The organism is Kitasatospora sp. NPDC024654 (assembly GCF_055559155.1).
Window position 1 is genome coordinate 1 of record NZ_JBVHLF010000021.1, and the last position, 26,529, is coordinate 26,529.

The 26,529-nt window shown below is 73.0% G+C and carries 22 protein-coding genes and 1 pseudogene; 7 read left to right on the forward strand and 16 right to left on the reverse strand.

Features of this window, described 5'->3' with window-relative positions:
• Positions 1 to 299: 299 nt before the first annotated feature.
• Positions 300 to 1,157, reverse strand: coding sequence for a hypothetical protein (locus ACZ38L_RS15175; protein ID WP_465692990.1), 858 nt, complete (start codon positions 1,155 to 1,157; stop codon positions 300 to 302).
• Positions 1,158 to 1,555: 398 nt separating this feature from the next.
• Positions 1,556 to 2,260, reverse strand: coding sequence for a TetR/AcrR family transcriptional regulator (locus ACZ38L_RS15180; protein ID WP_465692992.1), 705 nt, complete (start codon positions 2,258 to 2,260; stop codon positions 1,556 to 1,558).
• 124 nt (positions 2,261 to 2,384) lie between these two features.
• On the opposite strand from ACZ38L_RS15180, the gene ACZ38L_RS15185 reads away from it, so the two are divergent.
• Positions 2,385 to 3,611, forward strand: a complete 1,227-nt coding sequence (locus ACZ38L_RS15185; RefSeq protein ID WP_465692995.1) for an FAD-dependent monooxygenase — start codon at positions 2,385 to 2,387, stop codon at positions 3,609 to 3,611.
• Here ACZ38L_RS15185 and ACZ38L_RS15190 read toward each other — a convergent pair.
• Positions 3,574 to 3,861 carry a hypothetical protein gene (locus ACZ38L_RS15190; RefSeq protein WP_465692997.1) on the reverse strand — a complete coding sequence of 96 codons (288 nt, stop codon included), beginning with the start codon at positions 3,859 to 3,861 and terminating at the stop codon, positions 3,574 to 3,576. The two genes, ACZ38L_RS15185 and ACZ38L_RS15190, sit on opposite strands and share 38 nt — an antisense overlap.
• A gap of 641 nt (positions 3,862 to 4,502) precedes the next feature.
• A complete protein-coding gene (locus ACZ38L_RS15195) occupies positions 4,503 to 4,982 on the reverse strand; it encodes a MarR family winged helix-turn-helix transcriptional regulator (protein ID WP_465693000.1) in 480 nt (159 codons plus the stop codon).
• Positions 4,983 to 5,160: 178 nt separating this feature from the next.
• Between ACZ38L_RS15195 and ACZ38L_RS15200 the strand changes: the two genes are divergently transcribed.
• The gene (locus tag ACZ38L_RS15200; protein WP_465693003.1) at positions 5,161 to 6,129 is read left to right on the forward strand and encodes an alpha/beta hydrolase; all 969 of its coding nucleotides are present in this window, start codon (positions 5,161 to 5,163) and stop codon (positions 6,127 to 6,129) included.
• A gap of 822 nt (positions 6,130 to 6,951) precedes the next feature.
• Here ACZ38L_RS15200 and ACZ38L_RS15205 read toward each other — a convergent pair.
• The 6 genes and pseudogenes from ACZ38L_RS15205 to ACZ38L_RS15230 form a co-directional block, all read right to left on the reverse strand.
• A pseudogene (locus ACZ38L_RS15205) lies at positions 6,952 to 8,046 on the reverse strand (histidine kinase); the annotation flags it as partial.
• Positions 8,047 to 8,083: 37 nt separating this feature from the next.
• Positions 8,084 to 8,722: a potassium-transporting ATPase subunit KdpC gene (kdpC, locus tag ACZ38L_RS15210; protein WP_465693006.1), complete on the reverse strand. Its 639-nt coding sequence runs from the start codon at positions 8,720 to 8,722 to the stop codon at positions 8,084 to 8,086.
• Positions 8,723 to 8,758: 36 nt separating this feature from the next.
• Positions 8,759 to 10,894, reverse strand: a complete 2,136-nt coding sequence (gene kdpB, locus ACZ38L_RS15215) for a potassium-transporting ATPase subunit KdpB (RefSeq protein WP_465693008.1) — start codon at positions 10,892 to 10,894, stop codon at positions 8,759 to 8,761.
• Positions 10,894 to 12,555 (reverse strand): potassium-transporting ATPase subunit KdpA, encoded by a 1,662-nt coding sequence (kdpA, locus tag ACZ38L_RS15220; protein WP_465693010.1) that lies wholly within the window; start codon positions 12,553 to 12,555, stop codon positions 10,894 to 10,896. Before kdpA ends, kdpB begins: the two co-directional genes overlap by 1 nt.
• Before the next feature lies 1 nt (position 12,556).
• On the reverse strand, positions 12,557 to 12,646 hold the full coding sequence (kdpF, locus tag ACZ38L_RS15225) for a K(+)-transporting ATPase subunit F (protein WP_396567738.1): 90 nt from the start codon (positions 12,644 to 12,646) through the stop codon (positions 12,557 to 12,559).
• Between the two features lie 222 nt (positions 12,647 to 12,868).
• Positions 12,869 to 15,385 carry an ATP-binding protein gene (locus tag ACZ38L_RS15230; protein ID WP_465693013.1) on the reverse strand — a complete coding sequence of 839 codons (2,517 nt, stop codon included), beginning with the start codon at positions 15,383 to 15,385 and terminating at the stop codon, positions 12,869 to 12,871.
• 162 nt (positions 15,386 to 15,547) lie between these two features.
• Here ACZ38L_RS15230 and ACZ38L_RS15235 point away from each other — a divergent pair, with 162 nt between their 5' ends.
• From ACZ38L_RS15235 to ACZ38L_RS15250, 4 genes are all read left to right on the forward strand, one after another.
• Complete coding sequence (locus tag ACZ38L_RS15235; protein WP_465693015.1) at positions 15,548 to 16,273, forward strand: DUF4118 domain-containing protein; 726 nt, start codon at positions 15,548 to 15,550, stop codon at positions 16,271 to 16,273.
• 521 nt (positions 16,274 to 16,794) lie between these two features.
• Positions 16,795 to 17,709, forward strand: coding sequence for a pseudouridine-5'-phosphate glycosidase (locus ACZ38L_RS15240; protein ID WP_465693192.1), 915 nt, complete (start codon positions 16,795 to 16,797; stop codon positions 17,707 to 17,709).
• A complete protein-coding gene (locus ACZ38L_RS15245; protein ID WP_465693017.1) occupies positions 17,706 to 18,629 on the forward strand; it encodes a carbohydrate kinase family protein in 924 nt (307 codons plus the stop codon). The genes ACZ38L_RS15240 and ACZ38L_RS15245 overlap by 4 nt, the downstream gene beginning before the upstream one ends.
• A 194-nt stretch (positions 18,630 to 18,823) precedes the next feature.
• Positions 18,824 to 19,588: a ferritin-like domain-containing protein gene (locus tag ACZ38L_RS15250; protein ID WP_465693020.1), complete on the forward strand. Its 765-nt coding sequence runs from the start codon at positions 18,824 to 18,826 to the stop codon at positions 19,586 to 19,588.
• Between the two features lie 42 nt (positions 19,589 to 19,630).
• Here ACZ38L_RS15250 and ACZ38L_RS15255 read toward each other — a convergent pair whose 3' ends face one another.
• The 4 genes from ACZ38L_RS15255 to ACZ38L_RS15270 all read right to left on the reverse strand — a co-directional run bounded on the left by ACZ38L_RS15255 (position 19,631) and on the right by ACZ38L_RS15270 (position 23,605).
• On the reverse strand, positions 19,631 to 20,365 hold the full coding sequence (locus tag ACZ38L_RS15255; RefSeq protein WP_465693022.1) for a DUF4232 domain-containing protein: 735 nt from the start codon (positions 20,363 to 20,365) through the stop codon (positions 19,631 to 19,633).
• Positions 20,366 to 20,525: 160 nt separating this feature from the next.
• Entirely contained in the window at positions 20,526 to 22,028 is a 1,503-nt protein-coding gene (locus ACZ38L_RS15260; protein WP_465693024.1) for an FAD/NAD(P)-binding protein, read from the reverse strand.
• Positions 22,029 to 22,222: 194 nt separating this feature from the next.
• Positions 22,223 to 22,591: a hypothetical protein gene (locus tag ACZ38L_RS15265; RefSeq protein ID WP_465693026.1), complete on the reverse strand. Its 369-nt coding sequence runs from the start codon at positions 22,589 to 22,591 to the stop codon at positions 22,223 to 22,225.
• 54 nt (positions 22,592 to 22,645) lie between these two features.
• Positions 22,646 to 23,605, reverse strand: a complete 960-nt coding sequence (locus ACZ38L_RS15270; protein WP_465693028.1) for an amidohydrolase family protein — start codon at positions 23,603 to 23,605, stop codon at positions 22,646 to 22,648.
• A 66-nt stretch (positions 23,606 to 23,671) separates the two neighbouring features.
• On the opposite strand from ACZ38L_RS15270, the gene ACZ38L_RS15275 reads away from it, so the two are divergent.
• Positions 23,672 to 24,145: a MarR family winged helix-turn-helix transcriptional regulator gene (locus tag ACZ38L_RS15275; RefSeq protein WP_396567754.1), complete on the forward strand. Its 474-nt coding sequence runs from the start codon at positions 23,672 to 23,674 to the stop codon at positions 24,143 to 24,145.
• Between the two features lie 20 nt (positions 24,146 to 24,165).
• Here the strand turns inward: ACZ38L_RS15275 and ACZ38L_RS15280 are convergent, their stop codons facing one another.
• Together ACZ38L_RS15280 and ACZ38L_RS15285 are read right to left on the reverse strand one after the other, a co-directional pair.
• Positions 24,166 to 24,666: a MarR family winged helix-turn-helix transcriptional regulator gene (locus ACZ38L_RS15280; RefSeq protein ID WP_465693031.1), complete on the reverse strand. Its 501-nt coding sequence runs from the start codon at positions 24,664 to 24,666 to the stop codon at positions 24,166 to 24,168.
• Between the two features lie 82 nt (positions 24,667 to 24,748).
• On the reverse strand, positions 24,749 to 26,512 hold the full coding sequence (locus ACZ38L_RS15285; RefSeq protein WP_465693033.1) for an FUSC family protein: 1,764 nt from the start codon (positions 26,510 to 26,512) through the stop codon (positions 24,749 to 24,751).
• Between the last annotated feature and the right edge of the window lie 17 nt (positions 26,513 to 26,529).

A 26,529-nucleotide genomic window follows, 5' to 3' on the forward strand; every position in this document is an offset into this window, starting at 1 on the left:
GCGGGCGCCCGGCCTCGCCCCTGGAAGCGGCCGGTGAGCCTGGCGGAGGCCCGCCGCCTGTTCAACCTCATCGGCCGCCCTCTCCACGAGATACGACACGCACTGCACTGGTCAACGCTCCGCCGCCGCCACCAAATTGAGGCCAGGCGACATCACTTCCGTCGGCGCATGCGCCTCCGGATGATGCAGATCTAGCCCTGTAGTACTAGGCGGTCGTTGATTGGGCGGAGCCACGGCAGGCGGACGGCGGGTAGGCGGGCGAGTGCGTGGTGGAAGACCTCCCGATCGGGACGGAACAGTCACATGGGGTGCGGCGGTAGGGGGTCGTCGCGCTGGACGCCGGCCGGCAGGCCACCCGCGGCGGGAAGGAGGGACATCTCGCGGCCGAAGGCCAGGTAGAGCCACACCTCAGCGGCCAACGGCACCGTGACCAAGGGCGCGCCGCCTTGCGGAGACCACGTCTGGCCCGTCTGCGGGTGTCGCGGGACCAAGGCGACGTCGCGCACGACGTCGGGCGTCGGCAACCCCGGGCCGGCCAGCGTCACGGTCTTCGCCGGAGGGCCGAACGGGAGCAGGGCGTCGACTGCGCGGCCGAACGTCGTTGTGAGGAGGCCCGGTGGAAGGGCGAGTGCGGTTCCCTGGGAGGCAGCCAGCAGGTGGGCCAACGCGGCACCGACCGCCACCCGCCAGCGCGGGTCCCACGCCCCGGACTGCTCGATGGGGGGCATGGCCGGATACTCGTGCCGCAGCTCTTTCCAGTCGACGGGTGGGAGCGTGGGGCCGGCGCCGGGCACGCGGCGTACCGCGGACGGCAGAAGTCGCACCTTCTGCCAGAAGGAGCAGTCGTCGATGCGGGTCGCGACCGGCTGCCCGCACTGCTCCCACGCGAGGTTGGGGCCGTCCCGACCGTCGAGTCCGAGGCAGTAGCCGTCGCATCGATCAGGGATGAGCACGGTGCCGCAGGTGTCCCCCGGTGCCAGGACGATCGCGCCCGGCTCTCCGAAGGACAGCGAGAAGACCGGGGCGAAAACCCCACGCTGCTCCGCCCCCTCCGCGCCGACCTCGTCCCAGCGCCGCCACGGCGGCCCGGAGGGTTCTGGATCGACGGCGTAGGTGCCTGGTTCCAACAGCGCGGGGAGGAAGTCGTGTTGGCACATCTGGCGGGCGTGAGTGGGTAGCGCGATCCGCGAGACCGGTGCTGTCAGGACGGCGCCGCAGCATCCGCATGCGAAAACGTCGGTGATGCGTTCCTCCCCCGCTGTCGGCCGTGGACAGCGGACTATTGCCGCCGACCGGCAGCACGCCAACAGGTTTTCGTCTCGCGATCTTGCTGCGGTCTCATAGTCCGATTGGCCAGCCCGGCGCGACCTGCTGGGAGGGGCGGGGCCGGCGGTCCTGGGCGGCCCGCGCGGGGACCGCCTCGGCCTGGGTGAGCTGGTCCTCGTCCGAGGGCCGGTGGGCGCCCTCCGGTTGCCAGCTGTAGCAGGCGCGCAGGAGGTGAGCCGGCCTGTGCGGTGCGCCCGAGGGTGACCGGTTGCGGCTGATCTTCCCCGAGTCACCCGGTGCGGCGCGTGATCAGAGCCTCCAGGCCGTCGAGGATGCGCTCCAGGCCGAAGTCCAGCGCCTGGTCCCGGCCGTCCTGTGAGGCCATGGCCGCGGCGAGCGCGGGGAAGCGGTCGGCGTGCCGGTGCACCAGAACGCCGAGGACGGCCAGAAGTTCCGCCTCAGGTGAGCCGTCCGGCCGGGTGGCGCGGGCCTGCTCGGCGATGCCCCGGACGTGCCCGGCCAGCAGCACCGCGGCGTCCATCCGCTCGGAGCCGGTCAGCCCGTGGCCGTCCAGGGCCGCGACCACCCGCTCCAGCCAGCCGAGTTCCTTGGGGCCCATCACCCGCGGTCCGATGGTGGCGTCGAGCAGCCACGGGTGCTCGGTGAACGACCACGTCAACGTCCTTGCCCAAGCCGTTAGTTGCTCGCGCCACCCGAGCCCGTCCACGGCCTGTGGCGGTTCGCTGACTGCGGCCTCCACCATCAGCGCGACCAGCTCTGCCTTGCCGGGTACGTAGCGGTAGAGCGACATCTTGGTGAAGTCGAGCAGTCCGGCCACCTTCTGCATCGAGACGGCACCGAGGCCCTCGGCGTCCGCGATCTCGACGCCCGCCGCAGCGATCCGCGCCAGGCTCAGTGCGGGCTTCGGTCCCCGGGACGGCTTTGCGGGCGGTCCCCAGAGCAGCCGCACCGCCTCGTTCGCTTCTTCGCCCACTTCCCGCTCCGTCCCGTGTTTCCGACTGCCCCTTGCGAGGCGGCCCAACTGTGTCTACTGTACACAGAAATAAACAGTGTCTGCCAGACACAGTTATTCGACAGTCTCGGATGGAGTGGTTCACGTGAGCACCAAGGTCCTGATCTCGGGCGCGAGCATCGCCGGCCCCGCGCTGGCCTACTGGCTGGGGCGGCACGGCTTCGAGACCACCGTCGTCGAGCTGGCTCCCGCCCTGCGCGGCGGCGGCCAGGCCGTCGACTTCCGCGGCAAGACCCACCTGACCGTGCTGGAGCGGATGGGCGTGCTCGACGAGCTGCGCGCGCTCGACACCGGCGGCAGCCCGATGACCTTCGTCGACCGGCGCGGCCGTCAGATGCTCCGCTTGCCGGCCGACTTCGCGGGCGGGGACGTCGAGGTCCCGCGCGGGGAGCTCGCCCAGGTGCTGTACCGGCGCAGCCTCCCGCGCACCGAGTACCTCTTCGGCGACTCGATCACGGCCCTGGACGAGACGCCCACCGGTGTCCGGGTAGCCTTCCGGCACGGGGCTCCACGCGAGTTCGACCTGGTGATCGGCGCCGACGGGCTGCACTCCAATGTCCGTCGGCTCGCCTTCGGCCCGGAGGAGCGCTACGTGCGCCACCTCGGTTACTACGCCGCCACCTGGCAACTGTCCAACTACCTGGGCCTGCCGCCCGGTTCGATCGGTCTCAACGTCCCCGGCCGGCTAGCCGCGGTCGGCGCCGACCATCGCGACCCGACTCGGGCGGGTGCCTTCTTCGTCTTCGCGTCGACCGAACTCCGTTACGACCGCCACGACGTGTCGCAGCAGAAGACGCTGATCCGAGACGCCTTCGCAGGCCTCGACTGGGAGGTGCCCCGGCTGCTGGAGAGCCTGGGGCAGGCCCCCGAGCTGTACTTCGACTCGATCAGTCGGGCCGACCTCCCCGCCTGGTCCACCGGTCGGATCGCCCTGCTCGGCGACGCCGCTTGTGGGGCCACCATCGGTGGGATGGGTACCGGCACCGCTGTGGTGGCGGCGTATGTTCTGGCCGGCGAGCTGGCCCGGGCCAGCGGCGACCATCGCACCGCCTTCGCCCGTTACGAGCACGCCCTGCGCGACTACGCCCGGGGCTGCCAGAAGGGCGGCGACCGCACCGGCCCGTTCCTGGCACCCGGCACCGCGACCGGGCTGCGGGTGCGTAACGGGCTGCTGAACCGGCACCGGATCCTCGACAAGATGCTGGAGATGGGCAAGCAGATCAGCAACGTCGACCTGCCCGACTACGCGGCCGAGCTGACCAACGCCGCTGCGTTCAGCGTCGTGGACGGGGTGCAAGCCCTCCTTCCATGACCGTGACGTCGGCCTGGAAGGTGTAGCTCTGGGCGGTGGCGGGGTGCTTGCCGATATTCGAGGCGTACATGCTGGCGCTTTTCAGGCCGCGGGCCTTCATACGCTGGCGGTGGCAGGCTGGCAGCAGGCTGTCCAGGAGTGCGCGACCGATGGCGCCGACCAGGCGGCTTGGCTCCTCGGGCAGCACTCCGCTGGCGGTGACCACCGCGGCTCGCAGGACGACGGTGAAGCTGATCCGGGTCCATGCCAAGGCCGGGCCGGCTGGCCGCGGCGTCGGCGGCGGTGCGGATCAGGGCCTGGTAGACGGTCGGGGATCGAACCGTGAGTTCGTGCCGTCCTGGCTCGTGGGCGTCGTCTCTCGGACGGAGAGGATCTGCTGGCCGATGAACCGGGTCACGGGAATTCGGGCAGGTCGTCCTCGACCGTGGTGTGGCCGTATTCGTTCATGCTCTCCATTATTCGGGCCCCTCTCCGGCCCTGCGGCCACGACGAATCAGTCCACCCTGACGGCAGCCCGACATCCCCCTTCGTGGTCAGCAGAACCCAGCACCAGCGCGCCGGCGCGGACGAGCGGCCCCGGTCGCGACCGGCGTTGGCGATGGTGGATGGCTAGGGTCCTTCTGCCGGATCAGCGGGGCGCACCGCCCGAAACGCCCCCGGCGGACACCGCGCAGCCCCGGCCGCCGAGGGCCCGAGCTACCCCCGCTCACGCGGAGCCGACTGCTGAGCTCCCGGAGCCGAGTACCGACACCGGGAGCAACCCCTGCAGGAGAACGAGGCCGGGATCACGGTGCCCGGCGGCACCGACCCCGAAGTCGATGACTACACCGCCCGCACCGACCCGGCCTCCGACACCGGCGACCGCATGAGCGTCGTCCACAGAGCGTGCGGTCAGGCGCGGTCGTCGGTGCGGCCGTGAGTGACGTTGGCGGTCAGGCGGCGGAGCAGTTTCTTGGCGTCGCCGGACTCCTGCGGTGAAAGGCCCATCACGTCGCCCATGGCGGCGGGCACGGCGAGGGCGCGTTCGCGCAGGTCCTGGCCCTGCTCGGTGAGGGTGACCTGCACGGTGCGCTCATCGTCGGGACGCCGCTCGCGGCGCACCAGCCCGGCTGTCTCCAGGCGCTTGATCAGCGGCGTGAGCGTGCCGTAGTCGAGTTGCAGCGCGGCGCCGATGTCCTTGACGGGGACCGCACCGTGCTCCCAGAGCACGAGCAGGACCAGGTACTGGGGGTAGGTGAGGCCCAGGTCGTCCAGCAGTGGACGGTAGCGGTTGGTGACCGCACGTGAGGCGGCGTAGAGGGCGAAGCAGAGCTGGTCGTCCAGGAGGAGCGTGAACTCCTCCGGAGTGCCCGGGAGGTCGGTGCCGTCCATCGCGGACTCCTTCGATCCATGGCCAATCTGAACAGCAGAGCATACCCGGGGCGATGGAACGATTTCATCGCGCAAGTTTTAGTTGTGCACAAGTTAATCGTGTCATAGTCTTCTGGTGCCGGGAGAGCACGACACCCCGCAAGCCCCCGCATGCACACCCAGCACCGAGGAGACCACCATGTCCGACCACACGCCCACCAGCCCGGTCCTGGAGCCCGCCGCCGCCGAGTTCGCGGCCGCCACCGCCAACCCGCCCTACCTCTTCGACCTCGACCCGGCCGAGGGCCGCAAGGTCGTGGACGAGGTGCAGTCCAGCGAGATCGCCAAGCCCGCGATCGACGAAGAGTGGATCACCGTCAACGGCGGCACCACCGGGGAGGTCCGGGCCCGGATCGTCAAGCCCGCCGGCGCGACCGGCACCCTGCCGGTGGTCCTCTACATCCACGGCGCCGGCTGGGTCTTCGGCAACGCCCACACCCACGACCGCCTGGTCCGAGAACTGGCCGTGGGAGCACAGGCAGCCGTCGTCTTCCCCGAGTACAGCCTCTCCCCCGAGGCCCGCTACCCCGTCGCCATCGAGCAGAACTACGCCGTCGCCCGCTGGATCGTCACCGACGGCGCCGCCAACGGCCTGGACGCCACCCGCATCGCGGTGGCCGGCGACTCGGTCGGCGGCAACATGACCGCCGCCCTCACCCTGATGGCCAAGGAACGCGGCGACGTCCCACTCGTCCAGCAGGTGCTCTTCTACCCGGTCACCGACGCCTCGTTCGACACCGCGTCCTACCACCAGTTCGCCGAGGGCTACTTCCTGCGCCGCGACGGCATGCAGTGGTTCTGGGACCAGTACACCACCGACCCCGCCCAGCGCGCCGAGATCACCGCCTCCCCCCTGCGCGCCACCACCGAGCAACTCACCGGCCTGCCCCCGGCCCTGGTCATCACCGGCGAAGCCGACGTGCTGCGCGACGAGGGCGAGGCCTACGCCAACAAGCTCCGCCAGGCCGGCGTCCCCGTCACCGCCGTCCGCTACCAGGGCATCATCCACGACTTCGTCATGCTCAACGCCCTGCGCGGCACCCACGCCGCCCAGGCCGCCATCACGCTCGCGACCGAGACCCTGCGCACCGCGCTCCACGCGGGCTGACCAGGCTCACCCACCGGGCCCGCCGCTCACGGTAGCGGCGGGTCGGGGGCGGGAGAGGGTGCGACCCCTCCCGCTCCCGCCCAAGCGAGCGGCCCCCGGCAGGCGATCCGCCGGGGGCTGCTTCACCCTCCCGCGCGCGGGGATGGTCCCGAACGTGGCCAGCGGCTGGAGCACATGCTCGCCTGCTCCCCGCATCTGCGGGGATGGTCCCCCGGCTCTGCACCTCAGGAACCCTGCCCGTGCTTCGGCGATCATCAGCGTGCACCCACAGCCAGTTCGCCCAACACCCCTGACCGCCGTGGGGTAACGGTCGGTGTTCCGACTTGAACCCCCGCGTTCTCGACCGACACCGGCTGCGGTCGGCCAACGCCGCCTGGGACCGCCTGGCGCGCTCGGCCGGGCCCCGTCCCGGCCGCGCAACTCGTCGAAGTGGGAGCCCTCCAAGTAGTCCTTACGGGCCAGGACGACCTCATCGTTGCCTCGGGCTGTGAAGCTCGCAGCGTCCCGGACCCGAACTGGTCGGAGGCCAGTGTGCGGGCCACGATGGGATCGAGAGGACCAGTCCCACCACGGTGATGATCGCGCCGGCGGTCCTGGTCAGGATCTGCCGAGTGCCGTCCGCCGTCCCGCTCAGCGCCCGGGGCGCGAACGCGAACCGTCGCAGGCTGCCCGGTCCAGGGGCGAGGTCGCCGCGAACAGCGCCGCGGCGCAAGGCGCGTGGTGGCGGCGTGGAAGAAGCCTTCCCGGCGGACGGTACGGCGCCGGCTGCCGCCCGCCGGACTGCCCGGCACATCCCGCGGGCGCCTAGCCCTTCCGTGACCGGCCGATGCCGGACTCCGCCGGGCCGACCACGTGGACGTCGATGTCGCCCGCGAGTTCGACGGTCGTCTCCCCGACACCGCGTCCGGTGAGCGCGCGGACGAACCAGCCGTGGTGGCTCGCCCCGAGGACCAGTTGGGTGGCGTGCTGTGCGCGGGCGAAGTCCACCAGGACGGTGGGCACGTCCTCGCCGACCAGCCAGTGGAAGGTGCCGCCGAGGCCGTCCACCAGTCGGCGCTGCGTGGCGAAGCCGTCGGCGGAGGTGTCGGCGAGGCCGTCGCCGCGCGCGACGTGCACGGCGAGCAGGTCACCGCTCGGGCTGCGGGCGGCGATCCGGGCGGCGCGGCGGATGAGGGTGGCGTCCTCCGGCCCGCCGGCGAGGGCGACCACCACCCGCTCGTGGGTCTGCCAGACCGCGCCGGGACCCTGCTCCGCCGGGTGGGCCCGCAGTCGCTCGTCCACCTGACCGGCCAGCCAGAGCAGGGCGAGTTGACGCAGTGCGGTGAGGTTGCCGAGCCGGAAGTAGTTGGCGAGCGCGGTGTCGACCTCGTCGGCGGCGTAGACGTTGCCGTGCACCATCCGGCGGCGCAGGCCCTCCGGCGGCAGGTCGACCAGTTCGATCTGGTCGGCACGGCGGACCACCTCGTCGGGGACGGTCTCGTGCTGCGGGACCCCGGTGATCCTGTGAACGACGTCCTTGAGCGAGTCCAGGTGCTGGACGTTGAGCGTGGTGACGACCTCGATCCCCGCGGCCAAGAGCTCCTCGACGTCCTGCCAGCGCTTGGGATTGCGCCCGCCGGGGACGTTGGTGTGGGCCAACTCGTCGACCAGGGCCACCTCCGGGTGGCGGGCGAGGGCCGCGTCGAGGTCGAGCTCGGTGAACCGGGCTCCCCGGTAGGTGCGGTGGGCGCGCGGCACGGCCTCCAGGTCGCGCAGCAGGTGTTCGGTGCGCTCCCGCCCGTGGCATTCCACGAAGGCGACGACCACGTCCGTCCCGCGGGCCCGGCGGCGCAGCGCCTCGTCGAGCATCCGGTAGGTCTTGCCGACGCCCGGGGCCGCGCCGAGGTAGACCTTCAGACCCGCCCGTCCAGCGGGCACCGGGGGAAGCACCGCGCGCCTCCTTCCTCGGCGGGTGTCAGCCCAGCCGCGCGAGGGCGAGGTTGAGGGCGACCACGTTGACCCGGGGTTCGCCGAGGAAGCCGAGGGTGCGGTCCCGGAGCTGCTGCTGCACCAGCCGGCGGACCTTCGCCGGGTCCAGACCGCGCGCCGCGGCCACTCGGTTGACCTGCTCATAAGCGTAGGTGGGCGAGATGTCCGGGTCGAGGCCGGAGCCGCTCGCGGTGAGCGCGTCGGGGGGCACCTCGCCGGCCGCGACGCCGTCGAACGCGGCGAGCGCCGCGCGGCGCTCGTGGATCGTCTCGGTCAGCTTCCGGTCGTTGGGGCCGAGGTTGGACGCCCCCGAGGCGGTCGGGTCGTAGCCGTCGACGCCCGCCGCCGAGGGACGCGGCTGGAACCAGCTCGGGTCCGGCCGGACCGGCTCGTTCGGGTCGGCGGGGTTCTTCTTCGGCAGGTTGAAGTTCTGGCCCAGCAGGCTGGAGCCGACGACCCGGCCGTGCTGGCGCACCTGCGAGCCGTTCGCCTGCCCGGGGAGGGCGAGTTGGGCGATCCCGGTGATCAGCAGCGGGTATGCCAGGCCGCAGATCACGGTGAAGACGAGCAGGACGCGCAGACCGGTCAGGTGCAGTCGGACGAGTGGGGGCATGGACCTCGCCATGGACGTGCTCCTTCGGTCGGTCGTGGCCCGCGCCGGTCAGCGCAGGCCGGGGATGAACTGGACGACGAGATCGATGGCCTTGATGCCGACGAACGGCATGACCAGTCCGCCCGCGCCGTAGATCGCGAGGTTGCGCCGCAGCAGCGCGGAGGCCGAGGACGGCTTGTAGCGGACACCGCGCAGGGCCAGCGGGATCAGCCCGACGATGATCAGCGCGTTGAAGACGATCGCCGAGGTGATGGCCGACGTGGGGCTGTGCAGCCTCATCACGTTGAGGTGCCCCAGGCCCGGGTGCACGCTGGCGAACATCGCCGGGATGATCGCGAAGTACTTCGCGACGTCGTTGGCGATCGAGAAGGTGGTCAACGCCCCTCGGGTGATGAGCAGTTGCTTGCCGATCTCGACGATCTCGATCAGCTTGGTGGGATTGGAGTCCAGGTCCACCATGTTCCCGGCCTCCTTGGCGGCCGAGGTACCGGTGTTCATCGCCACCCCGACGTCCGCCTGGGCCAGCGCCGGGGCGTCGTTGGTGCCGTCACCGGTCATCGCGACCAGCTTGCCGCCGCCCTGTTCCCGCCGGATCAGGGCCATCTTGTCCTCGGGGGTGGCCTCGGCGAGGAAGTCGTCGACGCCGGCCTCGTCGGCGATCGCCCTGGCCGTCAGCGGGTTGTCCCCGGTGATCATCACGGTCCTGATGCCCATCAGGCGCAGGTCCTCGAAGCGCTCCCGGATGCCGTGCTTCACCACGTCCTTGAGGTTGACGACCCCCAGCACCCGCGCCGGTTCACCGGTCTCGTGGACCGCCACCACGAGCGGGGTGCCGCCGGCCGCGGAGATCCCGTCGACCAGGCCGCCGAGCTCCTCGCACGGCCGCCCCCCGTTCCGCTCCACCCAGGCGACGACCGAGCCGGCCGCGCCCTTGCGGATCCGCCGGACGCCCCCGTCCTCCGCCAGGTCGGCGCCGCTCATCCTGGTCTGCGCGGTGAACCCGATCCACTCGGCGTGGCCGATCTCGGCCTGGGTGCGGGCCCGCAGTCCGTACTTCTCCTTGGCCAGGACCACGATCGAGCGGCCCTCGGGAGTCTCGTCGGCCAGGCTGGACAGCTGGGCGGCGTCGGCGAGCAGGTTGACGTCGGTACCGGCGACCGGAGTGAACTCGGCGGCCTGCCGGTTGCCGAAGGTGATGGTGCCGGTCTTGTCCAGCAGCAGCGTGGAGACGTCGCCCGCGGCCTCGACCGCGCGGCCCGACATGGCGAGCACGTTGCGCTGCACCAGGCGGTCCATGCCGGCGATGCCGATCGCGGAGAGCAGCGCGCCGATGGTGGTCGGGATCAACGCCACCAGCAGGGCGACCAGCACCACGATGGTCTGTTCGGCGCCCGCGTAGCTCGCCATCGGCTGGAGCGTCACGACCGCGAGCAGGAAGACGATGGTCAGCGCGGCGAGCAGGATGTTCAGCGCGATCTCGTTGGGCGTCTTCTGCCGGGCCGCGCCCTCGACCAGCGCGATCATGCGGTCGATGAAGGTCTCACCGGGCCTGGAGGTGATCTTCACGACGATCCGGTCGGAGAGCACCTTGGTGCCACCGGTGACGGCCGAACGATCACCACCGGACTCGCGGATCACCGGTGCGGACTCGCCGGTGATGGCCGACTCGTCGACCGAGGCGGCGCCCTCCACGACGTCGCCGTCGCCGGGGATGAGCTGCCCGGCCTCGACGATCACGTGGTCGCCGAGCCTCAGCTCCGCCGCCCGGACCACCTCCTCGGCGAGGTCGGTGGTGCCGGGGCGCCACGGGCCGACGATCCGCCTGGCGACGGCCTCGGTCTTGGTCCGGCGCAGCGTCGCGGCCTGGGCCTTGCCACGGCCCTCGGCCACCGCCTCGGCCAGGTTGGCGAAGACCACCGTCAGCCAGAGCCAGACCGTGATCACCCAGGCGAAGGCGCTGCTGTGGCGGATCGCCGAGTACGTGGTGAGCAGCGAGCCGACCTCGACCACGAACATCACCGGATGCCTGGACATCACCCGCGGGTCGAGCTTGCGGACCGCGTCGGGGAAGGAGGCGAGCAGCTGCTTGGGGTCGAGCAGTCCCCCGGAGACCCGGTGGGCCTCGTGCGCCGCCGAGGTGTGGTCGGGCTCGGCCCCAGCCGGCTGGAGCGGGGAGGTGGACATCAGCGCAGGCCCTCCGCGAGCGGCCCGAGGGCCAGGGCGGGGAAGTAGGTCAGGCCGACGACGATCAGCACCACGCCGGAGAGCATCCCCACGAACAGCGGCCGGTGGGTCGGCAGCGTGCCCGCGGTCACCGGGACGGGCTTCTGCCGGGCCAGCGAGCCGGCCAGCGCCAGGACGAAGACCATCGGCAGCAGGCGGCCGAACAGCATGGCCAGACCGAGCGCGGTGTTCCACCAGGTGCTGGTGGTGGTCAGGCCGGCGAAGGCGGAGCCGTTGTTGTTGGCCACCGAGGTGAAGGCGTACAGCACCTCGGTGAACCCGTGCGGGCCGCTGTTGAGGATGGCGGCGCGCTCGCCCCTGAAGGTCATGGCCACGCCGGTGCCGACCAGCACGATCGCCGGGGTGGTGAGGATGTAGAGGGAGGCGAACTTCATCTCCCGGCCGCCGAGCTTCTTGCCCAGGTACTCCGGGGTGCGGCCGACCATCAGACCGGCGACGAAGACCGTGACCACGGCCAGGACGAGCATCCCGTACAGGCCGGACCCGGTGCCGCCGGGAGCGATCTCGCCGAGCATCATGTCGAAGACCGCCACCCCGCCGCCCAGGGGCGAGAGGGAGTCGTGGGCGGAGTTGACCGCGCCGGTGGAGGTCAGTGTGGTGGACGAGGCGAAGAGGGCGGAGCCCGCGATGCCGAGGCGCACCTCCTTGCCCTCCATCGCGGCCCCGGCCGCCCGCAGGGCGGTACCGCTGTGCTGCCACTCGAAGAACGTCAGGAGGGACGCCGAGCCCACCCAGAACAGCGCCATCACGGCGACGATCGCGTACCCCTGGCGTCGGTCGCCGATCATCGTGCCGAAGGTGCGCGGCAGCGAGAACGAGATCACCAGCAGCAGGTAGATCTCCAGCCAGTTGGTCAGCGGATTGGGGTTCTCGAACGGGTGGGCCGAGTTGGCGTTGTAGAAGCCGCCACCGTTGGTGCCCAGCTCCTTGATGACCTCCTGCGAGGCCACCGGTCCACCGGTGATGCGCTGGCTGCCGCCGCTGAGGGTGGTGACCTGGGTGGCCGCGTGCAGGTTCTCGATCATCCCCGCCGCCACGAAGACGACCGCGAAGACGACCGAGACCGGCAGCAGCAGGCGCACCGTCACCCGCACCAGGTCCACCCAGAAGTTGCCGACCTGATCCGTGCGGTTGCGGTGGAAGCCGCGGATCAGTGCCGCCACCACGGCGATTCCCACCGCGGCGGAGAGGAAGTTCTGCACCGCCAGACCGGCCATCTGCACCAGGTGGCCCATGGTCGACTCCCCCGAGTACGACTGCCAGTTGGTGTTGGTGACGAAGGAGGCGGCGGTGCTCCACGCCAGCGCCGGTCTCACCGCGGGGAAGCCGAGGGAGAGCCAGAGGTGGTTCTGCAGCCGCTGGAAGGCGTAGAGGAAGAGCACCGAGACGGCGGAGAAGGCGAACACGCTGCGCAGATACGCCGTCCACCGCTGGTCGAAGTCACCGTTGACGCCGATCAGGCGGTAGATGCCGCGCTCGACCCGCAGGTGCTTCCCGCTGGTCAGCAGGTGCGCCAGGTAGTCGCCCAGCGGACGGTGCGAGAGCGCGAGCGCGGCGACCAGGAGCAACGCCTGCAGGAGACCCGCGAGCGTGGGGTTCACCTCAGAACCTCTCGGGGTGGACCAGCGCCAGCACCAGGTAGCCGAGGAGCGCCACCGCGACGACCAGTCCCACGATGTTGTCGACGGTCATCGCGCCATCCGAACGGCGGAGCGCCGCGGTCGTCCGCTCACAGTCGCTCCGCCCCCTTGGCGATCAGGGCGAGGACTGCGAAGACGAGGATCGTGACGCCGATGAAAGCGAGGTCTGTCATGGGAGGCTCCGGCCGGGGTGTCGGTCTCCTCGATTCTCCGGCGAGCCGCCTGGAGGTGCTCACCGCTCATGGGCCGTTGGGGCGAGCATGCCGAGCCGGGGTCAGCGGTCCGCTCGGCGCAGGCCGAAGACGAAGGTCGTTCCCCCGCCAGGGGTGGGCTCGACGGTGAGTTCGCCGTCCATGGCCTCGGTGAAGCCCTTGGCGACCGTCAGACCGAGGCCCACACCGGCGACCCGCCGGCCGGCCGGGTCCGCGCCGCGGTAGAACGGCTCGAACAGTCGCAGCCGCTCCTCGGCGGCGATCCCCGGCCCCCGGTCGATGACCCGGACGTCCACCCGGTCGGCCACCGCGCCGGCGTCCACCCGCACCGTGGCCTCGGACGGCGACCAACTCCGCGCGTTGGCGAGCACGTTGGCCAAGGCACGTTCCAGGAGTCCGGGGTCCGCCACCACCTCGGGGACGTCCTCGGCGACCTCGATCAGCACCGGTGCTCCGCTGTCCGGCAGGCTCGCCACCGCCGTGGCCAGAACGTCCCGGACGACGGTGGGCGCGAGGGTCACCGGCACCTGGCCGGCGCGCAGCCGGCTGAGATCCAGCAGGTTGGCGACCATGTGCGCCAGCCGGTCCGACTCGACGTCGATGATCTCGCAGCTACGCCGGACGTCCTGGGCCGGCCGTTCCGCGTCCGCGGACAGCACGCTCGACACGGCGGCCCTGATCGCGGCCAGCGGGGTGCGCAGGTCGTGCGAGACCGCCTCCAGCAGCGTGGTGTGCAGCGCGTCCGTGCGGGCCAGCGTCCGCGCCGCCGCGGCTTCCCCGGCCAGTCGCTCGCGTTCCTGGGCCAGCCTCAACTGGGTGACGAACGGGCCGAGCAGCCGGGTGTTCTCCTCGCTCACCGCACCGCCGGCCAGCACCAGGACCGCGCCCTGGTCCAGCTCGGCGGCGAACGGCGCGTCCTCGGGGTTCGCGGGCAGCGGCCCGCCGGAGGAGGCCGCGATCCGCCAGCCGTCGCCGTCCGGGACCACGATGCCGGCCGCCGGCAGGCCGAAGGTCCGCCGCAGCTCCACGAGCAGGCGCGGCAGGGCCCGGGGCCCGGTGTGCACCGTCGCGCCCGCGAGCCGGGCCAGCGCCCGTGCCTCGGCGGTCGCCCGGGCGGCCTGCTGCGAGCGCCTGGCCAGCCAGTCGATCAGATGGCTGATGATCCCGGCCACGGCGAGGAAGAGCGCCAGGGCCACCGCGTCCGTCGTCCGCCCGACCGTGAGGCTGTGCCGGGGCGGGGCGAAGAAGAAGTCGCCGGCCAGGGCGGCCGCCAGCGTCGTCCCGGCGGCCGGCGCCAGACCACCGATCCGGGCCACGGCGGCGACCAGGAGCAGCAGGCAGAGCAGCGCCCCGGACAGGCCGAGCGAACCGTTCAGCGGGGAGAGCAGCGCGGTCACCGCCACCGCTCCGGCCGGTCCGAGCAGCCAGCCCGTCCACCGGCGGCGCGGCGGGACGGCCGCGGGCCGACGGCGGCGCGGCGCGCCCGGCAGCGCCAGCATGCCGGGGCCGGGCGGCGGCAGCACGCGGACGTCGATCGGGCCGGCCAGCCGGATCACCCGGTTGATCACCGATCCGCTGATCAGCTCCCGCAGCCGCGAGCGGTTGGTCGGGCCGAGCAGGAGCTGGGTGGCACTCTCGGTTCGGGCGAAGTCCACCAGGGTTCGCGCGACGTCGGTGCCGCTGATCTCGACGTAGCCGCCGTGCAGCTCGTGCAGCAGCCGCCGCTGCCGTTCCAGGGTGGGCGGCTCGGGCCGCAGCGCTTCCTCGTCGCTCCTGACGTGCACCCCGATCAGGTCGCCGTGCACCCGGGCCGCGGTGCGCGCGCCCCGGCGGATCAGGTGTTCGCCCTGCGGAGCCCCGTTCAGGGCCACCATGATCCGCTCCTTGGTCTCCCAGGGCGCGCGGATGCCGTGCCGGGCCCGGTAGTCGGCCAGGTCCTCCTCGACCCGGTCGGCCAGCCAGAGCAGCGCCAGCTCGCGCAGCGCGCCGAGATTGCCGGCTCGGAAGTAGTTGTCCAACGCGATGTCGATCTTGTCGGGCGGGTAGACCTCGCCCCGTGCCATCCGGGTGCGCAACGCGTCCGGGCTCAGGTCCACCAGCTCGATCCGGTCCGCGGCACGCGCCACCGCGTCCGGGATCCGCTCCTGCTGGACGATCCCGGTGATCTGCTCCACCACGTCGTTGAGGCTGTCCAGGTGCTGGATGTTCAGCGTGCTCACCACGTCGATCCCGGCGCGCTGCAGCTCCAGCACGTCCTGCCAGCGCTTGGTGTTCCGGCTGCCCGGCGCGTTGGTGTGCGCCAGCTCGTCCACCAGCGCGAGCGCCGGCCGGCGGGCCAGCAGCGCGTCCACGTCGAGCTCGGTCAGCTCCAGGCCGCGGTGGCGGACCAGGCGGCGGCGCAGCACCGGCAGATCGCCCAGTTGCTCCTCGGTCCCCCGGCGCCCGTAGGTCTCGACGAAGCCGACCACCACGTCGACCCCGTCCGCCCGCGACCGCCGCCCCTCGGCGAGCATCGCGTACGTCTTCCCCACGCCGGGTGCGGCACCCAGGAAGACCCGCAGCTTGCCCGTTGTGGCCACCAGGAGGTCCTCCCTCGGCTGTGACGCCCCGCTCCCACTCTCGCACGCTCCCCGCCGCAAGGGTCGCGTCAATAACCGCCCGGGACGGTTGTCGTGTGCGTTCGGCCTGCTACACCGGTACGCAGGAGGTGCATCATGTCTCGGTACCTTTCGAGAGGTCCGATGTCGCTTCTCGCCGCGGTGGTGGCTCCGCTGGCGCTCAGCGCGGTGCTGCTGCCGTTCCGGAGCCAGCTGGCCAACACCAACGTGGCGCTGCTCCTGGTCGTCGTGGTGGTCGCGGTGGCCGCGCTGGGACGCCGCGTTGCCGGAGCGGTCGCCGCGGTGACCGCCGCCCTGTGGTTCGACTTCTTCTTCACACGTCCGTACGAACGGTTCGCGATCAACAAGTCGTCCGACCTGACGACGGCCGTCCTCCTGCTGCTCGTCGGACTGGCGGTCTCCCAGCTGGCCGCTCGCGCTCGTCGCTTCCGGGTGATCGCCGTCACGGACGCCGACTACATGACGCGGATCCACGACACGGCCGTGCTCGCCCGGTCGGCGAGTTCACCGCTCACCACGGTCGACCACGTGCGAGCGCAGTTGATCGACCTGCTCCAGCTGCGCGGCTGTCGCTTCGAGTACGGATCCCTCCTGGGGCATCCGCCGCGTCTGGAGCACGACGGTTCCGTCGTGGTGGGGCGCCGGCAGTGGGACGCGGACCGGCTCGGGCTGCCGTCCGAGGAGGTGGAGCTGCGGCTGGTGGGCAACGACCGGTACCTCGGCCGGTTCATGCTCGAACCCACCCCCGGTGCCGTGCCCTCCCGGCAGGCACGGCTGGTCGCGGTGACCCTGGCCGACCAGGCCGGTACCGCGTTGGACTCGTTGCAGCGGGCGACGGAGGCCGGTTGACCCGTCAGCCCGCGCGGTCCGCACGGGAGCTGTCGCGTGGCGCAGCACTGCGGCCGGACACGAGGGGGGCGGATCCGGCCGCAGCGGCGCCCGGGGCAGCGCACGGGCTGCCAACCGTGGCGGCCCCTGGGGGGTGGGGACCGCTGTGCCGGGAATGCTAGCCGCCGCGCGGACGGCTCACCAGGCCTGTGACCAGGCATTTTTCCCGCCACGGACATGCCAGCACGCCCCCGGCACGGCACCTCCGCCACAGACCCGGGCACCACGCCGCTGCCGCCCCGCACCCCAACTCACCGCCCCGGAACGGGAGATCGAGTGGCTCGCGACGGGCACCACACGGCAACCACCGGCACCATCCGCGCCCGTGGTCCCACTGGTGAACCACCGGCGGCACGCCACCGGCGGCGCGTGCCACGCGGAGGGTTTGCGTGGGAGGGAAGCGCGCCAGGTATGGAAAGGTGACTGATCCCACCTCCACCCGCGAGCCCGCCCCCACCCGGCCGGCCGGCGGCCCCCCGGTACTGCTGTCCGAAGAGGTGCGCGAAGCCCTGGAGTGCGGCGCGCCGGTGGTCGCCCTGGAGTCGACGATCATCGCGCACGGCCTGCCCCGGCCGCGCAACCTCACCGTGGCCCGCGAGTTGGAGGGCCTGCTACGGGACCGGGGCGTGGTGCCCGCGACGATCGCCGTACTGGACGGCGTCGCGCGCGTCGGCCTGGATGAACACGGCCTGGAACGGATCGCGCACCAGGACGACCTGCGCAAGCTGGGCTTCCGCGACCTGGCACCGGCCCTGGCCACCGGGGCGAGCGGGGCGACCACGGTGGCCGGCACCGCGTTCCTGGCCGCCCGGGCCGGACTGCGCGTCTTCGCGACCGGCGGCCTGGGCGGGGTCCACCGCGGCTTCACCCTCACCCAGGACGAGTCCGCCGATCTCACCCTCCTCTCGCGCACCCGGATCACCGTCGTGTGCGCGGGGGTCAAATCGATCCTGGACGTACCCGCGACCCTGGAACGCCTCGAAACACTGGGCGTCGCCGTCCTCGGCTTCAACACCGCCCAGTTCCCCGGCTTCTACCTGACCTCCTCGAACCAACCGGTGGACTGGACCGTCCAGGACGCCGAGGAGGTCGTCGCGGTCATGCGGGCCCAGGACGCCTTGGGCGGCCTGGAATCGGCCCTGCTGATCGCCAACCCGGTACCCGGCACGGACCAACTCGACCCGGCACTGCACGACCGGGTCCTCGCCCAGGCCCTGGAAGCCGCCGCACGTGCCCAGGTCACCGGACAGGCCATCACCCCCTTCCTCCTCGCCTACCTGATCGAACACACCTCCGGCGCGTCCCTCGAGGCCAACCTCGCGGCCGTACGCGGCAACGTGCGCCTGGCCGCCGAGATCGCCACCGCCTGGGCGCACGAGACGCGAACGACACCATGACCCGGTCGACGGAACATCCCGACACGACGACTCCGGGAACGCTGCTGGTCCTGGGAGACGTGGTGACCGACATCGTCGCCCGCCACCAGCACGCGCTGGCCCCGGGCACCGACACCGCCGCCAGGATCGCGGTACGTCCCGGCGGCTCCGGAGCCAACACCGCCGCCTGGGCCGCGCACGGCGGCGCCCGCACCCGGCTTCTCGCCCGGGTCGGTTCCGACAGCGCCACCTGGCACCACCGGGCGCTCGAAGCCACCGGGGTCGACCCGGTACTCACCATCGATCCGGACCACCCGACCGCGGTGGTGATCTGTCTGGTGGACGCCACCGCCGAACGCACCCTGGCCACCGACAGCGGCGCCGCGGCCCACCTGGGCCCCGCCGACTGGGACCCGTCCCTCCTGACGGGCGTGGCCCACCTGCACCTGTCCGGCTACCTGTGCTTCACCGCACCGGGACGCGCCCTGGCAGCCCGGGCGATCGCGGACGCGACGGCACGCTCGGTACCGGTCAGCTGCGACCCCGCCTCCACCGGCTTCCTCCGACGCCTGGGGACCGCCGCGTTCGAAGCCGCGATCGAGGGCACCAGCCTCCTGCTGCCCAACCTCGCCGAGGCCGTGTTGCTGTCCGGCACCGACGACCCCGTGGCCGCCGCCGAACGCCTCAGTGCCCGCTGGGGCGAAGCCGTGCTCACCCTCGGACCCGACGGCGCACTCGCCGCCCGTGCCGGCACGCTCCAGGCCCGCTCCCCCGCCCCACCCACCACCGCCGTCGACACCACGGGCGCCGGCGACGCCTTCACCGGCACCTTCCTCGCCGCCCGCCTCGCCGGCACCCGGCTCACCCAGGCCCTGAGGACCGCCTGCCACACCGCGGCCCTCGCCACCACCCTCGTCGGCGGACGTCCTGCGACCCGCTGACCGCCCCGGGGCGCTCGCGGCGCCCGGACGGCGCAGCGGCGGACACGAGCTGTTGCCGCTCCTCGGAGCCTCCCGTTCACTGGAGCAGTTCGATGCCACGTTCAGCTCGACGATCGTCTCCGACGTTCGACTCCGACCACGTTCGACTCCGACCCGCGGCCCGCTCCCAGCAGGTCGGGCGAGGGATGGCCCAGATGCTCTCAGCACGCAGTCTGTTCCACGAGATCCACGCCCACGACGAGGCGTTCCGCCTGTTCTGCTCGATCGCCGCCAAGGGCGAGGACCAAGGCGGCTGGGAGAACGGCCGCATCGCGCACCTGGTGGCGGACCCGCACCTCGCGCCCAAGATCGCACAACACGGCGCGGACGAGGACAAGCACGGCCGGATCTTCGCCGCCCTCCTGCACCGTCGCGGCCTCACCCCCACCGAGGTGCCCCCGGAGACCGACTACACGATGCTGCTCGAACAGCAGGGCATCGGCCTCGCGCACACCCGCCTGCGCCGCAACGAACCCCTCGACGACCGCGACGTCATCACCTACCTCGCGCACAGCCGCGTCACCGAGCAACGTGCCGCGGAACAGATGCGGCTGCTACGCGGCGTCTTCGGCGACCATCCCGACCTCGGCCGAGCCATCACCATGATCGCCCACGACGAGGACAACCACCTCTCCTACTGCCACGAAGAACTCCTACGGCTGGCCGCCGTCGGCCACCGCCGGCTCATCCACACCACGCTGCGGCAGACCGCGCGCACCGAGATCCGCACCTACCGCGACGTCAGCCTCGCCGTCATGGCCCACATGGGCGACATCCTCCGCTGGCCGCGCACCAGACGGGCCACCCTCGACGCCGCCATCCAGGCCCGCTACGCCTACGAGCGGACCGGCGGCTGGCGACGCCTGACCACTCTCCGGATGCCACGGCACCGCAACGCCCTCGGCGGCACCCGGTCGTAGTAGCGGCGGGAGTCGGAGGGACCGCGGGAGTCGGAGGAACGGTCAGTCCTGCTGGACGGGGCCGATGCTCAGGGCGTGGATGGTCGGGCCGGCGCAGTGCTGGGTCTGCCACGGCACGAAGAGCGCGGCGGTCTCGTTCGGCGGGTAGATCCGCAGGCCCTGAGCGGGGGCGAGTTGGCACTGGGTGGGGTCGTAGCCGCCGACACCGTTGCTGTCGTGCAGGACCGCGCTCGCCCGGCCGCCGGGCTTGAGGGTGACGGTGGCCACCGTTCCGGTGTCGCGCACCGCGGCGTTGCCGGACTGGACGCCGTTCGTCGCGACGTAGGAGACACCCGGGTAGCCGGTCAGGGTGCAGCTGGCGGCGGAGGTGTTGGTGAAGACCAGGGTCGCGTAGTACTGGCCCGCGCCAACGCCCGGGTTGGCCAGGACGGCCGAGAGCTGGGAGCTGGTGCAGGCCCGCGTCGAGCTGCCCACCGCTGCCGCGGACGATGTCGGGGCACCGGGCGCGGTGGCGGGCGCCGTCGGGGCGGGGGTGGCCGGTGCCGCCGGCTGCGTCGGCTCGGTACCCGGTACGGGCGCGCTCGGCGCGGCCGTCCCCGGGGCGGGCGGCGACACGGCCGGGGTCGTGCCGGCCGGCGCGGCGGCGGACGGCGCGGCGGCGGGGGTGGGCGAGGACGACGAGCAGGCCGTCGCCGTCAGGGCGACGGCCGCGACCACGCCCGGCAACAGGGCCCGGCGGGCGAGCGCCCGACGACGGTGGGCGGTTTCGACTGGCATGGCTGTGCTCCTTGCGACGGCCGGCCTCGGGCCGGCGACCCCGGTCACTCCGAGTTTGCCCACTCCCGCGCCCGACAGCGCACGCTGTTACCCGCCCGTGGCGGAGGAGGGACGGCGCTGGGACGCCCGCGGTGCCGCCGCCCCACCCGCCGACGACCCGTCACCCCTCGCGGCGGCCCACCCGACCGCTCCGCTGGCCGGCGACGTCCGGCCCGGCGGTGGCCAGGGTGTCCAGCACGGCCTCGGCCAGCCCGGCGGCCTGTTCACGGATCTCCGGCATCGCGGTGGTCTCCAGCAGCTCGCCGCGGCGCAGCAGGCCCAGCGTCCACAGCGGGGCGGCGGCCCGGTCCGCGGTCGGGCGCAGGCGTCCGTCGGTGGCGGTGGCCAGGCCCAGGCCGGCCGGGCCCGCGGTGGCCAGGCCGCGGCGGAGCAGGGCGCGGTGCAGCGGGTCGGTGCTGCCGGTCAGCTCGGCGGGAGCACCGGTGCAGTTGACGACCGCGGCGACGGTGAGCACGCGGCCGTCGCTGAGCCGGACCTCGACCGACGGCCCGGCCTCCCGTGCGTCGGTCACCTCCGCGGCGGCGACGGTCAACCGCCCCTGGTCCCGCAGCTGTTGCACGGCGGCGGCGGTGGCGGGGGCCAGCCGGTGGCGGTGGACCTCCCAGCACCGCAGGTCCTCGCGCAGGAAGCGGACCCGGTCGGCGTCGGACAACCGCTGCCACAGGGCCATGGTGCACGGCCGCAGGCTGTCGACGCCCGGACGCCAGTCCCCCACCGTGCGCCGGGTGCGGGCCAGGTGCCGCAGCACCGCACGCCGTAGCCCCGCCAACCCCTCCGAGTCGACCAGGCCGTCCAGCGCCGGGGGCAGTGGCACGGCGACCAGCGGGCCGGAGCGGTGACCGTGCGGGGCCAGGCCGTGCCGGGAGACGGCGTGCATCACCCGGTCCGGGCCGGCCAGGCTGAGCGCGACGTCCGCCATCGTCAGCCCCGTGCCCACCATCAGCACCTCGCCGGTGGCCGGCACCGCCTCCAGCGCCCCCGGCGCCCACGGGTCGGCAACGAAAGCGGCGTGGCCGCGCAGCACCGGCGGCGCCCAGGCGCACCCCGGCGGACGCAGCCCCAGCGCCAGGACGGCCGCCTCGACGGGCAGCCGCTCCCCGTCCGCCAGCACCAGCACGACGCCCTCCGCACCGCACTCGGCGTCCACCACCCGCCGGCGCACGTGGTGCAGCCGGCCCCAGACCGCGCTGTCCTCGACCGCCCGTTCGAGGACGTGCGTGAGGTAGCGGCCGTAGGTGCGCCGGGGCACGAAATCCCCGGGTGCGGCCGGACAGCGCTCCCAGACCGCCAGCCAGCGCAGGAAGTGCCCCGGATCATCGGGGAACGCGCTCATCCCGTCGGCCGGCACGTTCAGCAGGTGCCGCACGTCGCCCGTACCGTAGGCGACCCCCGGCCCGGCGTCGGCCGGGTCCACCAGGTACACCTCGAGCGGTACCCGCCGACCGGCGGCACGGTGGAGCAGTTGCACGGCGGTCAGCGTTCCCGCCGCGCCCGCGCCCACCACGGCGACCCGCCGCGGCACGTCGGGTCCCGTACCGGGCCGGGGTGCGGATGCGGGCCGGGTGGGTGTCGTGGGCGTGCTGGTGGGTGTGGTGACGTTCATCCGGGCCCCTTCAGATCAGGCTCATCCGTCGGACGCGCCACCCCGGTCTCCCGTTCGGCCGGTGGACGCCCACCCATCATGCGCGTGACACGCCGCCAGCCCAGTCATGCCCGACGCCTCGTCAATCCCGGCCTCAGGCGCGATCCTCCAGCGTGACGGCGCGCAACGCGGTCAGGAGCGGCACGACGTGCTCCTCACCGCCACGGGTGAAGGCGCGGATCGCGTCGATGACGGCGCGACCGACCGACCTCCCCGGCCGTCTCGTCGCCGACGGTGGCGGCCCAGGCCTTCAGGATCCGCCCCTGCGCGGCGCACATGCGGGCGGTCACGTCACTCTCCCGGCGCTCGTTCACGGCCTCGCGCTCCTCCGGTCGCATCCCGGAGCGGAGGCCGCAGGCCATGGCGACCGGCGAATCCAGGGCCGACTCGCCGTTGCTGGTGACCAGGGGCGCCGACTCGGCCTGGTCCGCGCGGCGTTCGGCCAGCGCCGCCAGCGCCCGGCCATCGCGCTTCCAGGCCGCTTCGAGCGCGGCCAGCGCACGCGGATTCTCGTCCGGTGTCACCCGGCCACCGTACGAGCGGGGACTTCGACGCGTGGGCGGTGGTCGGAGGGGCCGTCAGACCGGGTCGGCGGAGGGCGCGAGGCGGGGGACGAGGGCTTCGGCACTGCCACGGTTGACGGCGTGGAGCTGGCCGGGCTCCCAGTGCCCGTAGGTGTCGAGGTGGCGGTTGAAGTAGGCGCCCGTGTCGATGGGGGCGTACGGCCAGTCGCTGCCGTACAGGACGTGGCCCGGCTCGGCGAAGGCGAGCAGGGAGGGGAGCGCGGTGGGACTGCCGGAGAGCGCGGTGTCGAAGTAGAAGCGCTTCAGGTCGGCGAGGACGCCGTCGACGGTGTGCTTCGCCGGGTCCAGCAGGCTCGCCGCGACCGCAACCCGGTGGGCGACGTAGGGCAGGGAACCGCCGGCGTGGGAGAGGATCACCTTCGCCCGGGTGTGGCGGGACATCACCCCGTTCAGGACCAGCTGGACCGCGGTGCGGGTGGTGTCGAAGGTGTAGTCGACAACCGGGGCCGGGATGCCGGGGAGCATCGGCATCGCCAGTTCCGTCGGGTGGACGAAGACCACGGCGGCGCGGGCGTCGAGCTCGGCCCAGAGCGGCTCGAAGGCCGGGTCCCCGAGGTAGCGGCCGGCCGGGCTGGCCAGCAGCACGACGCCGTCCGCATGCAGCTCGTCCAGGGCGTAGGCGGCCTCGGCCACCGCGCCGTCCACGTCCGGCAACGGGATGCTGGCGAACTGGCCGAAGCGGTCGGGGCGGTCCTTGGCCAACTCGGCGACGTACTCGTTGACCTGACGGGCCAGGGTGCGGGCCTCGGCGTCGTCGCCGAGGTGGACGCCGGGGGTGCTGACCGAGAGGACGCCGGTGGCGACGCCCTGGGCGTCCATCATCGCGATGGCGTCGTCCCTGCTCCAGGCCGGGATGAGCCAGCCACCGGAGTCCAGCCCCCGGTCGGCCAGCAGCTTGCGGTAGGCGGGCGGGACCACGTGCTCGTGGACGTCGACGCGAGCGGGAGAGACCATGATCGAAACCTCTCTTAGCTTCCTATTGTTTAGCTTGCTAGCTATTTCTTCGGTAAGCTAGCACTCATGCGCAACGCCGACAAGCACAGACCGGACGACACCGACCACGGGACCGGGGTGGAGGAACTGGCGCGCGCCGCCGACACCCTCTTCCTCGCCATGCGGCGGGCCCGCTCGGCCGGGGCGGACCAGGCCGGCGAGCTGTCGTTGGCGCAGCAGTCCATGCTCGAACCGCTCGCGCTGGAGGCGGGGCTGCCGGTCGGGCGGCTGGCCGCCGACGCGGGGGTCAGCGTCCCGACGGCCACCCGGATGCTCCAGCAGCTGGAGACCAAGGGCATCGTCACCCGCCGCCGCTCACCCGAGGACGAACGCCGGGTGCTGATCGCCCTCACCGACGACGGCGCCGACCGGCTCGCGCGCATCCGCAGCCACCGGCGCGAACGCCAGGCGCTCGGCTACGCCACCTTCAGCCCGGAGGAACGGCTGCAACTCGCCCGGCAGCTGCGCCGGCTGGCCGACATCATCGACGATCTCGCCTGATCCGAGGCGTCGCGGGTGGCTCAGGCCAGGCTGCCGCTGCTGCCTTCCAGGACGAGCAGCAGCCGGCTGAGCGCGCGGGCGAGGTCCTCGCGCTCCTCGGGGGTCAGGCCGGCGAGCAGCGCACGGTCGTAGGCGAGCAGCTCGGGGTAGATCCGGTCGACCAGGGCACTGCCGCTCTCGGTGAGCGACAGGTGCGAGACCCTGCGGTCACGGGCGTCGGCGCGGCGGGCGACCAGGCCGCGCTCCTCCAGCAGCCGGAGTCGCTTGGTGACGGCCGCGCCGGAGGCGAAGGTCTCGCGGGCCAGCTGGGTGGGCGTCAACTCGTGGCCGATCCGGCGCAGCGCGCCCAGGATGTCGAACTCGGGGCGGGCGAGTCCCTCCCGGGTGAGCGGGCCGCCACTGCCCTGCTGCAGCAGCGAGGCACAGCGGTTGATCCGGCCGATGACCGCGACCGGCTCGGTGTCCAGACCCGGGAACGCCCGCTGCCACTGCCGCAGCACGTCCGCGACGGCGTCCTCCACGTGCGCTGCTCCCCTCTGCCACCCCGGGCGTTCGACGGTCGGCCGCACCGCCGGGTGAGCACGGCCGGCCGGGCACCTGATCCTAGGGGCAGGCGGGAGCGAGGTGGTGGGCGGCACGGTGGTCGAGCAGGGCCGCGAGTGCCAGGTGACCGTCCCGTTCGGCCGCGGCGATCCGGGTCTGCGGCAGCGCTCGCTGCCACCACTCACCGGAGGCGACGTCGGCCGCCTCGCGCAGCTCCACCAGAGCCCGCGAGAGCCCTTCCCGGGCCGCCGGGACGGACCCGCCCGCCACCGCGCCCGACGACACGGCCGACCGGGCCGCGTCGGTGGCCGCGACGAGCGCGGCCAGAGCGACCTCCAGGCGGCCGGCGGTGCGACGGTTGGTGACCAGGAAGCACGCGGCGAGGCCGAGCACGACACCGACGCAGGTGTCCAGCCAGCGATCGGCCACCAGCGTCCTGGCCGGCTGGTAGCCGGCGAACTCCGTCATCAGCAGCGCCATCGGGGTCACGAAGGTGCTCGCCAGCCAGTAACTGCGGGCGACCGTCGCCTCCGCGCAGAACTGGCAGGCCAGGCCGAGCAGGATCAGCGCCGGCTCGCCCGAACGGGAGACCGGCAGCAGCGCGGTGAAGAGGACCAGGCCGAGCAGGTTCCCCAGCACCCGCTGGAGCGCACGCGACCAGGACATCCCGGCGCTGGCCTGGAAGACCGAGGCCGCGGTGACCACCGCCCAGGCCGGGCGTCCGACGCCCAGTGCCAGCGACACCCACCCGGCGGCGGCACAGCCGACCGCCACCCGCAGGGCGATCGGGAGCAGCGGTGAGCCTGGACGCAGCGCGTCCCGGAACCGCGGGCCGTGACCGTTTCCGCGTCCCCGTTCCCGGGCGGCTGCCGACGCGGCGGCGGCCGATCCACGCAGTTCGGCGTCCTCCGCGGGGGTGAGGGGGACGGCCGGCAGCGGACCGTTCCGCCGCAGCTGTCGGGCCCAGTCGTCGTAGTGCGCGGCGGTTTCGGCGGGCTCCGTCGAGAGCACGGCGGGCGAGGACGACGGGCGCGCGACGGCGTCCGCCGCGCCCAGCGCGGACTCGCAGCGGATCAGCAGCCGCTCCAGACCCGCCGGCTCCCGGCGGCGCGCACCGGCGCGGCCGGAGGAGAGCGCCAGGGTGTGCCGGGCCGCGTTGACGGCGGCGGCCAGCGCCGTCCGGGTCGCCGGCCGCCGGGCGGGTTCGCTCCGCAGGAGCCGGGCGGCCGCCCGCAGCGCACGGGCCGTCACGATCCGTTCCGGACCGAGCGGGCGGACCAGCACCGGAGCCATGCAGACCAGCCAGGCGACCGCGGCACCGAGGGCGGCGAGCGCGACGTGGCCGGGCACCTGACCGAGGTGCTGCGGCACGAAGGCGCAGCTGGCGGTGGTGAAGGTCACGATGATGTTGCCGGGCGGGCCGATCCGGGCCGCGTCGCAGGCCGTCCTGTGCAACGCGGCCAAGGCGGCGGCCACCGTGACCAGCACGGCGGCGGAGTGGGTGAGCGAGGCCGCGGTGAGCGCGATCGCCGTACTGAGGACGGCGCCGAGGGTGACCCACCCGAGCGTGCGGGCCCGCGCCGGGTACGGGAGCCCGTGGCCGTAGAGCGCGCAGAGGCCGCCGGACGAGGTGTAGAGGGCGAGGTCGAGCCGGCCGAGCCCGAACAGGGTGAAGTTGAGCGCGGCGAGGGCGACGACCGCGCTGACGGCGGGCTTGTGCCAGACGTCCGCCGGCGCCCCCAGCCGCAGCGTGTGACTCAGCGGCGGCAACGGGAACCGGCGGAGGCGGGGGTCGGTCGGGGCGGGATCTGACGGTGCGGCCATGCGAAAAAGCTTAGCAA

Bases quoted from the DNA above. Each gene is read 5' to 3' on its own strand.
- ACZ38L_RS15175 (WP_465692990.1), bottom strand. From the start codon at position 1,157: ATGTGCCAACACGACTTCCTCCCCGCGCTGTTGGAACCAGGCACCTAC.
- ACZ38L_RS15195 (WP_465693000.1), bottom strand. From the start codon at position 4,982: ATGGACGGCACCGACCTCCCGGGCACTCCGGAGGAGTTCACGCTCCTC.
- ACZ38L_RS15200 (WP_465693003.1), top strand. From the start codon at position 5,161: ATGTCCGACCACACGCCCACCAGCCCGGTCCTGGAGCCCGCCGCCGCC.
- kdpC (WP_465693006.1), bottom strand. From the start codon at position 8,722: ATGGCGAGGTCCATGCCCCCACTCGTCCGACTGCACCTGACCGGTCTG.
- kdpB (WP_465693008.1), bottom strand. From the start codon at position 10,894: ATGTCCACCTCCCCGCTCCAGCCGGCTGGGGCCGAGCCCGACCACACC.
- kdpF (WP_396567738.1), bottom strand. From the start codon at position 12,646: ATGACCGTCGACAACATCGTGGGACTGGTCGTCGCGGTGGCGCTCCTC.
- ACZ38L_RS15235 (WP_465693015.1), top strand. From the start codon at position 15,548: ATGTCGCTTCTCGCCGCGGTGGTGGCTCCGCTGGCGCTCAGCGCGGTG.
- ACZ38L_RS15245 (WP_465693017.1), top strand. From the start codon at position 17,706: ATGACCCGGTCGACGGAACATCCCGACACGACGACTCCGGGAACGCTG.
- ACZ38L_RS15250 (WP_465693020.1), top strand. From the start codon at position 18,824: ATGCTCTCAGCACGCAGTCTGTTCCACGAGATCCACGCCCACGACGAG.
- ACZ38L_RS15255 (WP_465693022.1), bottom strand. From the start codon at position 20,365: ATGCCAGTCGAAACCGCCCACCGTCGTCGGGCGCTCGCCCGCCGGGCC.
- ACZ38L_RS15260 (WP_465693024.1), bottom strand. From the start codon at position 22,028: ATGAACGTCACCACACCCACCAGCACGCCCACGACACCCACCCGGCCC.
- ACZ38L_RS15270 (WP_465693028.1), bottom strand. From the start codon at position 23,605: ATGGTCTCTCCCGCTCGCGTCGACGTCCACGAGCACGTGGTCCCGCCC.
- ACZ38L_RS15275 (WP_396567754.1), top strand. From the start codon at position 23,672: ATGCGCAACGCCGACAAGCACAGACCGGACGACACCGACCACGGGACC.
- ACZ38L_RS15285 (WP_465693033.1), bottom strand. From the start codon at position 26,512: ATGGCCGCACCGTCAGATCCCGCCCCGACCGACCCCCGCCTCCGCCGG.